Here is an 11901-nt window from a genome sequence, read left to right on the forward strand (position 1 = left end):
ACTTAAAAAGAAGAATATCTTTTTAAGTAGGGTTTTTTGTGATTTACTCTTTTTCCTCAAATTTTTCAACATGAATGCTGGATTCTTTTTGTATCTGTTTTTTTGCGGGAGGCATTTCTGCTGGGTATCCAAACCCTAATATTGCTACGATTCTGCGATCGTCCGGAATATGCAAAGCAACACGAACATAATCTTCTCTTTTTTCGGCTTCTGCCTGATCTTCTGCATTGTAAATCGCACCGAATGCGCAGCCAATTCCAAGATCGGTAGCTTGCAGCCAAACGAACCCGCAAGCAAGAAGCATCCTGAAGCCAATATTTACTAACCGATGGACGTCCTGTAATAACAATAGCAGCTTGTGCTTCTGCCAGCCAAGGTACGAAGGGAGTGGAGAGAGCAAGATGCTCAAGCATAGCTCGGTTCGTAATGAGTACGAATTCTCTAGATGGAAGATTATTTCCGGTCGGGCTTAAATAGCCAGCATTGAGCAATTGCTGTAATTCTTCTTCAGAAATAGGCTTTTCTAAATAATGGGTAATCTCCCGTCGTTGTCGAATTGTTTCTTTAACATTCATAATATTCCTTCTATCTTTATATACAAGTAAATCAATGAGAAAAATATGCTATAAATTAACAATAATGACAGACGAAATAAATGTCAAACTTTTCTGAATAAAAATCCCTGTATGTATCACTTCTTGGCCAATCATCTCTAAATTTAGTAATGAATGTCTTTAAGTTTGGAAGTAAATACTATAGTAAAAAATCGGAGGGAAGTTTATGATATATGATTGCGTAATTATTGGAGGTGGGATTGCAGGATTGCAGGCTGCTATTCAGCTTGGAAGATATCACCATCAAGTGTTAGTAATCGATTCGAATAATGGACGTTCCAATTTATGTAACGCTTATCATAATATTTTAGGATACCCGGATGGTGTCAGTGGGCAGGTGCTACGGAATATTGGAGTCGAACAGGCAAAAGCGCTCGAAGTTGAGTTTATCCATGCTACGGCTACAAACATAGAAAAAGGTAAAGGTGATAGCGAGTTTTCTGTTATGGTAAAGGAGAGCGATCAAATATATAGGGGAAGACGTTTGCTGTTTGCAACGGGTGTTATGGATACGATCCCTCCATTTCCTGAAATTTATCCGTGTTTAGGCATTTCCATCTATGTTTGCCCTGACTGTGATGGTTATGAGGTGAGCGACAAACAAACAATTGTTTTTGGCTCTGGGAATGTAGGGGCTAAAATGGCGCTTTCTTTAACTTATTGGACGGATAAGCTTATTTATATTAATCATAGTAAAGTATCTGTAGATAAGGAGATTGTTCAACAGTTAAAAGAACATCATATAAAGTTTTACGAAGCATCTATCGATAGAGTGCTGGTAGATAATACAAACTTTCACGGAGTATTGCTAGAAAACGGTCAAACTATTTATGGAGAAAGGGGATTTTTAGCTTTTGGGAATAATGAAGTACGCTCACAACTTGCAAACCAGCTTGGGGTTCAGCTCCATCAAAATCGTCATATATTAGTGAATGCAAGAACGAAAATGACAAATATAGAATACGTTTGGGCGGCTGGTGATATCGTTGCCCATTCTGAACAAGTAACGATTGCGATGGGGGAAGGTTCCCAGGCAGCTATTTGGATTCATAAAAGTTTAATGCCAAACGAAAAAAGTAATTGAACATCATCATCCAAATAAAAAGCTCATTTGTAGGACCAAATGGGCTTTTTATAATGATACTTAATGGTGGGTTATTTATGGGAAAATACGGTAAAAATAGATATAAAAATAGTGAAGGGATTTTTGAGAAAATGGTAGCAAAAGAGTTTCGTATAGAGTCAATATCCATCATCGTGGGAGGATTTCTTGTGTTAATTGCAACTTTTCTTCATCCTCCATTAGTTGATCCATATAATGGTGCGAAAGCTATCCATCAGTTTAGTCATTGTAACATTTGGATGGAAGACCATGTGTTAATGCTTTGTGGAATAGTATGTTGGCTCCTAGGTTTAGCAGGTTGTAAACCATTTATCTCCAGCCAGCATAAAGCTTCAACAATGGCCGCGGCTTTATGTTATATTTCTTTATGTTTATGGATAATGATTTTAACGACAGAATTGACTATTTTGCCCGTATTAGGAGCCGAAATGAAAAGACCGTATGATGTCTACATAGCAGCGGTATGGAAAGCAGCCTTTTCATTTGGTTTGCTAGCTGGTTATTTTGCGGTGGCCTGCAGTTGGCTTGCGATTATTCTGTATGGCTGTGCAATGAAAAAAAGTGGCCATCGATTTTCAAATTGGTTTACGAATGGCACTATCTTTTTTGGGCTTTTAGGGTTTATCGGAATCATTGTTACTTGTTTTTCGTTTCATTTAGGATATGTTATATTGCCGCTAACCTCAGGACCTGTCTTTCTTTGGACGATGTGGTTAGGATATCGAGCAGGATTTGCAAATATTAGATGAGAAGTTTCGTTCAATAATTAAATTTACATTTTTATGGCTTTCCAAATTGTCCAGCGATCTTTTTCAATGATCTCCTCATTATTGTTTAAGTGCAATTGAATATATTCGACTAGTGCTTTCAATTGTTTATCATTTAATTCGTGAAGAATAGAACGGCCTGTTCTATTTAGTAAGTCAGCTGTTAATTCTTCTTTGCTTGTATATTTTTTGCGGGTTTCCCATAAATAATGTTCTTCTATATCATCAAATCCAACTGTTTGCAGTGCTTGAGTAACGACATTGCTCGTATATCTTCTTGAAATTTCTTTATTGATTAGACTTGGGTATTTAGCAAAAAAGTACCCCCGTATATGTGTGGGGCTTCCTTCAAGCAGGCAATCCTCAGGGGTTCTGTCTTGAATGAGGCATATACCATCTGGTTTTAGCAGACGAAATATCTCAGAGAAACAAGAATTTAAATCTGATAAATGGTGGATGACAGCTCTGGATAAAATAATATCATATTGTTTTTCTTCTAATCTTGTATTTAAAACATCACCCAAGTAAAAATGAATATTTGCATAGCTTTTGCAGTTTTCACGAGCAGAAGAGAGAAGCTGCTGTGAAAAATCTATTCCTGTCACACTGGCTGCCCCCATATGTGCAAATGCTTTTGAGTAAATGCCGCCGCCACAGCCCATATCCAGTACTTTTTTATCTTTAACCTCACAAATCTTCAATATTTTTTTAGTCCAGGAAATATCTGCTTCTCGTGAAGAGTAGGTAGAACGATTGTCTTCATTGTGGAAATCAATTGGCATTTAACATTCCCCCTTTATTTAAATGATACTGCTGAGTTGCAGATAAAAAAATATTATGTTTTTTATCATGTATAATAACTATTTCTTATGCAGTCGTATTAATTATGGCGACTATTTCCAATGTCTCTTCAAGAAAATAATGAAACTATCTTTCCAGATTAGACGTATATATAGAAAAAGGGTGGTGTAAAATGGGATCTATTGTATTATTATCCATTATTATTGCAGTTGCGATAGCTTTGCTTGTCGTACCATTTACGAAAAAGGGAGTCAAGGAACAGAAAGCGCTCGTCAATCATACGGCTATTTTGATTACGACAGCAATCTTCGTATTTATTATTTCAGTCGTCTTTTTTTATCTTACAAAAGTTGACTTGAATTGGACGATTCTTTGGCCATTATTAATCATTGCGACGTTGCTTGGAAGCATCGCTGCAAGTGGAAAGGAACAAATATTGAAGGGTAGCCTGTTTTTTATCAGTCTGGTCATCGGTATTTATATGCTTTCTGCTCCTTTATGGAATGCGAATGAAAAGTACCGTGGTGCTAAAATGAACCAGAAAGTGGAAATTGAACCGTTTGATGAACATGAAACACCTGCGAGTGTCCCGCCGAAATTTGCGCGCAATAAAATGAAAAAAGCGTTCGGGCAAGTGCCAAATACAAGTTATTACCAGCTGGGGAATTTACAAATTCAAAAAGTAAACGGTAAATATGTGTATATTGCCCCTGTTGAGTTTTCAGGATTTTTTAAATGGCTGAAAGGTAAAGTGACACCAGGATATTTTATAATGAGTGCAACAAATGCAGCAGATAATCCAAAGTTTATAAAACAAGAAATGACGTATACACCTTCATCATATTTTCAGAAAAACTTAGAAAGGCATATCCGTCTAGCGAATCCGACGAAGATTTTTTACGGCGATCCACAGCTCGAAGTGAACGATGACGGTAAACCGTACTATATTCGTACATACGGGACATTTGTTTCAGCCCGGAATGGCTTCAAAGCTTCGGGGATAGTAATGGTTGATCCGAAAACGGGTGCATCGAAAACTTATTCATTAAAGCATGTACCAGATTTTATCGATGGTGCCGTCTCGCCAGAAGCTGTTAGTTTACAAAATAGTTATTTTGGAAAATACATTCATGGTTTTTGGAACAGTGTTTTTGGGAAAAGAGACGTGAAGTTACCTACTGATGAAGGAACGGAAGCAAATGTCAGTCCAATTTTTGATGATCATGGCAACATGTATTACTTCACGGATTTTACAAGTCCGAAAGCGGGCGTCGACTCAATGCTAGGCTATTCTTTAACGAATGGAAAGACAGGAAAGGCTACCTACTACACTGGTAATTTACAAGAATCTTATATGGATTCCCAAGGAAACTTACAAATTGTTGAAAAGAAATTTATCGAGAAAAAATGGAAAGGATCAATGCCAATTTTATATAATTTTTATGGTGAGGCAAGCTGGTTTACTCCTGTTCTCGATTCTAATGGATTTTTACAAACATACTTCATCGTTTCAGCTGCAAATCCTGAAATATCCGTTAATGCCGAAACTCCAAATGCAGCATTGAAGCTATATAAATTGGCACTTCAACGAGGTGACAGCAGCTTAAACCGTAGTTCAACATCATCAATCAAAACAGTGAGTGGAACGGTTCTTCGTGTATATAAAGAAAAGGATGATGAGTATACGAGTGTTTCGTTTTTATTAAGCAATCACAAAAACTTTATTGTTAGCTCCGAAGTATCTCCGCTTGCGGTTTATTTAAAAGAGGGTGACAAAGTAATTGTTAAGTATTTAAATACAGGGGAACAATTTTTACCGGTTAAAGATATGACAATAAAAGATCTCAATGTAAAATAATTATCGAATAGCCTCTGTCTGACCCAGCTTTATAATGGGTTTAGGCAGAGGTTTTTTTTTATATCATACTTATTAATCAAACGTTTGATTAATAAAGTTCCGGATCAAAGATAATAAGCGGTTTAATAGGAAAGTAAACTGGCTATTATTTTGAAGTAATTTTACAGATTTGGAGGAATTACCATTAGATAATCATTCCAACTATTTAGGAGTAAGGAATGGTTTGAAGTTATTTAGGTTCACTAAGTAAATATTTTTGTTACAATAGTGAATATAAATAAAGGAGATCATTCATTTTTTTGAATGGTTGAATAAGATAAATTGTTAGAATGGGTGGTCACATGTACTGGAAGCGAACTTTATGGGTTCTATGGCCTGCGAATTTTTTACAAGCAGCTGGCATGAGCCTAATCATACCGTTTTTACCTCTATATATAGAAAAATTAGGGGTTCACCAAATGTCAGATGTTGAACGTTGGACTGGATGGATTTTTTCTGCGCAATTTATTACTTCTTTTTTGTTTCAGCCACTATGGGGATCTTTGGCCGATAAATACGGTCGTAAAGTAATGTTAATTCGGTCATCTATTGGAATGGGGATTGTCACCATTTTGATGGGGATTGTCACGAGCCCGCTCCAATTATTAATATTACGATTAATTAATGGGCTCTTTTCTGGATTTATTTCGATGTCTATTTCTTTATTAGCTTCGGTTACACCTGATAAAGACTCAGGAAAAGCACTAGGAACATTACAAACAGGGCAAATTGTTGGTACACTCATCGGTCCGCTCATTGGCGGAATTTTATCTGAATTGGTCGGCTATAATGGTGTATTTTTCCTTACAGGGAGTCTTATACTATTAGCTGGTGTAGTTGTTATGTTCTTCATTAAGGAAAATGTTCCTGAGAAAAAAGAAAGATCCAAAAAGCAAAAGGCGGATTGGAAAGCGTTGAAGCCACTATTGCCAGTCCTAATTGCCTCGACTGTTACACAATTGGCAATGATGACGATTCAACCGATCATTTCTTTGTATACAAAAACGCTATACCAAGGGAAACATTTGGCGCTTATCGTTGGACTTGTCAGTGCAGTAACAGGTATAGCAAATTTAATTGGTTCGCCAACACTGGGAAGAATAGGAGACAAGATTGGGCAAAGAAAAATTTTGATCATTTCTTTGACGATGTCCGCGCTCGCTTTTCTCCCGCAAGTATTAGCGCCAAATGTATTTGTTTTGTTAATAGGGCGTTTTTTATTAGGTCTATTTATTGGTGGGATGATCCCATCACTCAACGTTCTCGTTAAAAAGTTAGCACCTGCAAATTTACAAGCTACAGCTTTTGGCTTTAGTTCATCTGCTCGTTTTCTTGGGAATTTAATAGGGCCGTTACTAGGGAGCTCAATTGCTGCTGCATATAACATAAAGGATATATTTTATGTAACGATGCTTTTCTTGCTAATGAATATGGTCATGATCTTTTTTAATAAAAATTTGGAGATCAACAAGAAAAAGGTACAGCAATAACGATATGGAACAATGTTGTAAAAGATAGCATCAATGACTATCATAAAAGGATTTAAATGTGAACTAGTAGGCGATGGAACTGTAAGCAAATCTCGCCTACTCACGGAATCCTTTCGTTACTTGTGGTCTCACGAATTTCACTAAATTAATAAAAAAATTAGCCATTTCCTCTGGGGGCTGTGGCATATCTTGTTCTAGCCAATGCTCGATTAGACCTAAGAAGGCAGAGGAAGCAAATGCAGGTATATATTCTTGAAGCATCGGATTACTGTTGCTAAAGGCTTTCTCTACGACGATATGTTTAAAAATATTTTTTAATTTGTTCCGGAAAATAGGATCCCCATTTGTACTTAATAATGCTTTTATCTTTCTATAATGTTTCTCTAAATATTTGAAAAATTCTATTATTGGTGGGTAAGGCTGCTGATTTAAATGAAACATAATCCCATCTATCATATTAATTTGCGCCATAATCTCCTGTACGTCATCTATAATTTCCGCTTGTAACTGCTCCATCAAATCATATTTATCTTTGTAATGAAGATAAAAAGTTCCTCGATTTAATTTAGCGCTTGTCGTTAAATCTCGTATTGTTATTTTTTCAAATCCTTTTTCCTCCATTAATGAAATAAAAGCTTCTTTTAAAATTTTACGAGTCTCCATGACCATTTGCTCATGTATGTTTTCTTGCAATCAATAATCCCCCTCTGTTGTTCATAAACAGATCCAATGAACACTTCTCGTTTAATTGTTTATTGTTTTTCATGTACCTCCATTTTATGATGAAGGCATAAGGTTATCAACACACTGTTTATTTTAATCAAGCTGCGTGCTGGAGGTATTTTATATGGAAACAACCATTAAAGTGGAACACGTAAGTAAGAGCTATGGAAAAAGGATCGTGTTGAACGATATTAACACCGTGATGAAAAGGGGGCAAATATATGGGTTAATTGGACCTTCAGGAGCGGGGAAGACGACATTGGTTAAAATGATCGTAGGAATGGAAAAAACTGATGAAGGAACAATTGAGGTATTTAATCAGAGGATGCCAAATTTAGATATATTACAAGAAATTGGCTATATGGCACAATCAGACGCATTATATTCAGACTTAACTGGCGAAGAAAATTTAGCATTTTTTGCTTCGCTATATAAATTAGCAAAGAATGAGCGAAAGGAGCGCATTGCTTATACAACGCGTTTAGTTCATTTAGAGGACGATCTGAAGAAAAAAGTTTCTGCTTATTCCGGGGGAATGAAGCGCCGATTGTCCCTTGCGATCGCATTAATTCAAAACCCAAGTATTTTAATTTTAGATGAACCGACAGTTGGTATTGATCCGGCATTACGTTTTTCCATTTGGGATGAGTTGGTGCGTTTGAAGAAGGAAGAGAAAAAAACCATTATTGTCACTACACATGTTATGGACGAAGCAAATCGCTGTGATATTGTTTCGATGGTCCGGGATGGAAACATATTAACGAGCGGTTCCCCGGATGAGTTGAAAAGCCAATATAAAGTGGATACATTTGACGAAGTATTTTTAAAAGCGGGGGGTGACGGCTTTGAGAATAACCGCCATGATTAAAAGAATTGTTCAAGAAATGTTTCGGGATAAACGAACGCTCGCTTTACTGTTTTGTGCACCATTGCTCATTTTAAGTTTAATGTATTTCTTTTTTAATGGAAAAACAGTGGATCCATCTTTAGGAGTTGTTCATATTGATTCTCAACTTGTAAATACTTTAAAACATTCGGGTATTGATATAAAGCACTATGATCATGCTACGAGTGAAACAGTGAAAAAGGATAACTTAGATGGTGTTCTTAAAGTCGATAAAGGAAAATGGACATTAATTCTCCAAAATAGTGATCCGAATAAAGCGAAGTCATTAGAAATGAAAGTAAAGCAGGCTGTGGCCTCGCAAGTGCAAATGACCGTCAAGCAACATGTTATCAATGTAAAACAGCCAAAAATCGGAATGGAGACAAAGTATGTATACGGCAATAAAGACACGACATTTTTTGATGTGTTAAGTCCTGTTCTAGTTGGATTTTTTGTGTTCTTTTTTGTATTCCTTATTTCCGGAATCGGTATGTTAAAGGAGCGTACAAAAGGAACATTGGAGAAGGTGCTGTCGACACCGATTCGCAGACGGGAAATTGTTGTTTCTTATTTAGTAGGCTATGGGATCTTTGCATTAATTCAAACGATCATTGTCGTCCTGTTTTCAACAACCGTATTAGATGTCGTATTAGTTGGGTCTATATGGAACGTCATACTCATTAATTTACTACTGGCATTGGTTGCCCTATCTTTAGGTACACTGTTATCGACTTTTGCGTCTTCTGAATTCCAAATGTTGCAATTTATTCCGATCGTTGTTGTTCCGCAAGTATTTTTTTCAGGGATTTTCCCTTTAGACAGTATGGCGAATTGGCTGCAACTATTAGGAAAAATCATGCCAATCTATTATGGGGCAGATGCATTAAAAGCGGTCATGTATAAAGGATTGTCCATTAGCGATGTAGGAGGAGATATAATCGCATTATTAGTGTTTGCCATTATTTTCATCCTTTTAAACATAGTAGCACTAAAGAGATACCGAGTATTATAGTGGTATTAAAAACTTCCCTCTATTCAAAGTATAATTATAAATGGGTTGAATACAATATAATAAAAAGTTTTTTCTTGAATGTTCAGATTTTGTAAAATATAATGAATGTAATGTTTATAACGATTGAAAAACGATGAAGAGGGAAAGTAAGATTATGCGATTTTCAAAGAGAGCTTCGGGAGCTGAAAAGAAGCAAAGTTGCTAATCTGAACAATGGCCTCAGAGTTTCGTGCTGAAAATGTTTAAACATGAGTAGGTTCCGACGGGATGGTATTCGTTACAATTACCGCAGTATAAAAGTAGTGTATACTTTGTACTGATTTGAGGCTGTTTGCAAGGGCAAATGGTAAAGTAAGGTGGTACCACGTGAACTGAAACCACGTCCTTATCTTTGGATAAGGGCGTGGTTTTTTGTATGAAGGGACCAGCAAATAGGAGTATTGACAACTTATGAAAAATGGGGGCGTGTTTATATTGAATAAACAATTAGTCATTCAAACAGATTTTGGAACTTGTGATGGGGCAGTAAGTGCGATGTATGGAGTGGCTGTTTCGGTAGATCCAACTCTTCGCATTAGTGATTTAACGCATGAAATACCCCAATACAATATTTGGGAAGCATCTTACCGACTATATCAAACGATTTCTTATTGGCCAGAAGAGACAGTATTCGTCTCAGTCGTAGATCCTGGCGTTGGCTCTGAACGGAGAAGTATTGCTGTAAAAACAGCCACTAATCATTACATAATTACACCAGATAATGGAACGCTTACACATATTAAAGAAAGTGTAGGTATTATTGAAGCGAGAATCATCGATGAGCATGAAAATTGCTTGCCGCAGACAGGCAATTCATATACTTTCTATGGCCGAGATTTATATGCGTATACGAGTGCACGACTGGCAGCAAACATTCTTTCCTTTGAAGAAATAGGTGCAACAGTTCCGGTAGAATCTATCGTAGAATTACCTAAAAAACGAGCTAGTTTACAAGATCAAACCGTTGTAGGCAATATTGATATTTTAGACGTAAGATTTGGAAATTTATGGACGAATATTGATGAAGATCTATTTAAACAATTAGAAGTAACATATGGCGATCTTTGTGAGGTAACGATTGAAAACGATGCACGTCAAGTTTATAAACATGTTATGACATTCGGACGATCATTTGCAGATACCCATGTTGGGGAACCGTTGCTGTATATTAATTCTCTTTATACAATTGGAGTCGCAATCAATCAAGGATCATTTGCGAAGGCGTATCATATCGGGGCAGGGGCCCAATGGAAAATTACGGTTCGAAAAGTGTCCCCTGGTATTTTGTCATAGATTCAGCGTTATGCAGGAGAAATAGTTATTTACATTTATATTATAATTTTGTAAAGTTTCTTTTTTGAATTTTATCTGAATTTTGTGTTGACTCATGAAACAATTAGGTATAAAATTTTCTTCAAGTGAATAATTTTTTTCTTATCCAGAGAGGTGGAGGGATAGGCCCTGTGAAACCTCGGCAACAGATTCGTAATGAAAACTGTGCCAATTCCTACAGGAGTACCTGAGAGATAAGAAGATACCGAATACTGTTTATAGTAAAGGACATCTTCTTACTGCAAGGTAGGAAGATTTTTTTATTTACTCTATTTACATTTTTGTCGATTCACACATTTTTCTGATCGAACACACGAATGAATCAAGCAACAGAGTTAACAAAACCTTGAAAAATCTTATTTGCTGCAGGTCCACAATTACTAACAGTTGCATAGACATACAACACGCTATTGCTTGGCAGTATCGGTTTTTGTGGTTATTTCTGAGTAAACAAATACGAAAGAAGGGTGTTTGAAAAATGGAAGCTGGTTTAATTACCTATGATAATTTTGTTGATGATCCATTTCAAACGTTACAGCCCGATGATGAAACAAAGGGTGCTTTAAACATTTTAAAATGGGCATATGACGCATATGGTGACTCGATTATATATGCATGCAGCTTTGGAGCAGAAGGCATTGTGTTAGTCGATCTTATTGCAAAAGTAAAACAAGATGCTGACATTGTATTTCTTGATACAGGTTTACATTTTCCTGAAACTTATGAATTGATTAATAAGGTTAAAGAGAAGTATCCGAGTTTGCGCATTCGTTTAAAAGAGCCGGATTTAACATTAGATGAACAAAGGGAAAAATATGGCTCAGCACTGTGGAAGCGTCAGCCAGATCAATGCTGCTATATTCGGAAGGTAAAACCATTGGAAGAAACATTGCAAGGTGCGGTTGCATGGCTCTCCGGACTCAGAAGAGAACAATCACCGACAAGAAGAAACACAAATTTTATTAATAAAGATGAGAGATTTCAATCTATTAAAATATGTCCGCTCATTTATTGGACTTGGGAAGATGTTTGGAATTATATCCGAGAAAACAACTTACCTTACAATGAGTTACATGACCAAGGATATCCAAGTATTGGATGTTTCCCATGCACAAGTCCAGTTAGCAAAGATGGTGATTCACGCGAAGGTAGATGGAGTGGATTAAATAAAACAGAATGCGGGCTACACACGACTGGAAAATAATGACACTAAGGAG

11 protein-coding genes, 1 pseudogene, 1 riboswitch and 1 other annotated feature are annotated in these 11901 nt (G+C 36.5%); of the genes and pseudogenes, 8 read left to right on the plus strand and 4 right to left on the minus strand.

Features of this window, described 5'->3' with window-relative positions; translation table 11 throughout:
• Window positions 1-43: 43 nt before the first annotated feature.
• Together G4D61_RS18055 and G4D61_RS18060 are read right to left on the minus strand one after the other, a co-directional pair.
• A complete protein-coding gene (locus G4D61_RS18055; RefSeq protein WP_235929316.1) occupies window positions 44-349 on the minus strand; it encodes a nitroreductase family protein in 306 nt (101 codons plus the stop codon).
• A gap of 106 nt (window positions 350-455) precedes the next feature.
• Window positions 456-575: pseudogene (locus tag G4D61_RS18060) on the minus strand (nitroreductase family protein); the annotation flags it as partial.
• Window positions 576-780: 205 nt separating this feature from the next.
• Here G4D61_RS18060 and G4D61_RS03340 point away from each other — a divergent pair.
• Window positions 781-1698, plus strand: coding sequence for an NAD(P)/FAD-dependent oxidoreductase (locus G4D61_RS03340; RefSeq protein ID WP_025728975.1), 918 nt, complete (start codon window positions 781-783; stop codon window positions 1696-1698).
• A gap of 77 nt (window positions 1699-1775) precedes the next feature.
• A complete protein-coding gene (locus tag G4D61_RS18065; RefSeq protein WP_235929312.1) occupies window positions 1776-2486 on the plus strand; it encodes a hypothetical protein in 711 nt (236 codons plus the stop codon).
• Window positions 2487-2509: 23 nt separating this feature from the next.
• Here the strand turns inward: G4D61_RS18065 and G4D61_RS03350 are convergent, their stop codons facing one another.
• Complete coding sequence (locus G4D61_RS03350; RefSeq protein WP_025728970.1) at window positions 2510-3286, minus strand: class I SAM-dependent methyltransferase; 777 nt, start codon at window positions 3284-3286, stop codon at window positions 2510-2512.
• Window positions 3287-3477: 191 nt separating this feature from the next.
• Here G4D61_RS03350 and G4D61_RS03355 point away from each other — a divergent pair, with 191 nt between their 5' ends.
• Together G4D61_RS03355 and G4D61_RS03360 are read left to right on the plus strand one after the other, a co-directional pair.
• Window positions 3478-5163: a sulfite exporter TauE/SafE family protein gene (locus G4D61_RS03355; protein WP_035352812.1), complete on the plus strand. Its 1686-nt coding sequence runs from the start codon at window positions 3478-3480 to the stop codon at window positions 5161-5163.
• Between the two features lie 341 nt (window positions 5164-5504).
• Entirely contained in the window at window positions 5505-6692 is a 1188-nt protein-coding gene (locus tag G4D61_RS03360; RefSeq protein ID WP_025728965.1) for an MFS transporter, read from the plus strand.
• A 96-nt stretch (window positions 6693-6788) separates the two neighbouring features.
• Here G4D61_RS03360 and G4D61_RS03365 read toward each other — a convergent pair whose 3' ends face one another.
• Complete coding sequence (locus G4D61_RS03365) at window positions 6789-7385, minus strand: TetR/AcrR family transcriptional regulator (RefSeq protein WP_025728963.1); 597 nt, start codon at window positions 7383-7385, stop codon at window positions 6789-6791.
• A gap of 154 nt (window positions 7386-7539) precedes the next feature.
• On the opposite strand from G4D61_RS03365, the gene G4D61_RS03370 reads away from it, so the two are divergent.
• The 4 genes from G4D61_RS03370 to G4D61_RS03385 all read left to right on the plus strand — a co-directional run bounded on the left by G4D61_RS03370 (window position 7540) and on the right by G4D61_RS03385 (window position 11888).
• Entirely contained in the window at window positions 7540-8283 is a 744-nt protein-coding gene (locus G4D61_RS03370) for an ABC transporter ATP-binding protein (RefSeq protein WP_035352810.1), read from the plus strand.
• On the plus strand, window positions 8261-9313 hold the full coding sequence (locus tag G4D61_RS03375; protein WP_163173227.1) for an ABC transporter permease: 1053 nt from the start codon (window positions 8261-8263) through the stop codon (window positions 9311-9313). Before G4D61_RS03370 ends, G4D61_RS03375 begins: the two co-directional genes overlap by 23 nt.
• A 124-nt stretch (window positions 9314-9437) precedes the next feature.
• Window positions 9438-9703: a binding site (T-box leader), on the plus strand.
• A gap of 84 nt (window positions 9704-9787) precedes the next feature.
• Window positions 9788-10645: an SAM hydrolase/SAM-dependent halogenase family protein gene (locus tag G4D61_RS03380; RefSeq protein WP_025728959.1), complete on the plus strand. Its 858-nt coding sequence runs from the start codon at window positions 9788-9790 to the stop codon at window positions 10643-10645.
• A 138-nt stretch (window positions 10646-10783) separates the two neighbouring features.
• A riboswitch (SAM riboswitch) is annotated at window positions 10784-10885 on the plus strand.
• A gap of 277 nt (window positions 10886-11162) precedes the next feature.
• Entirely contained in the window at window positions 11163-11888 is a 726-nt protein-coding gene (locus tag G4D61_RS03385; RefSeq protein WP_035352807.1) for a phosphoadenylyl-sulfate reductase, read from the plus strand.
• Window positions 11889-11901 lie beyond the last annotated feature (13 nt).

This window comes from Heyndrickxia ginsengihumi (assembly GCF_011008565.1).
GTDB classification, from domain to species: domain Bacteria; phylum Bacillota; class Bacilli; order Bacillales; family Bacillaceae_C; genus Weizmannia; species Weizmannia ginsengihumi.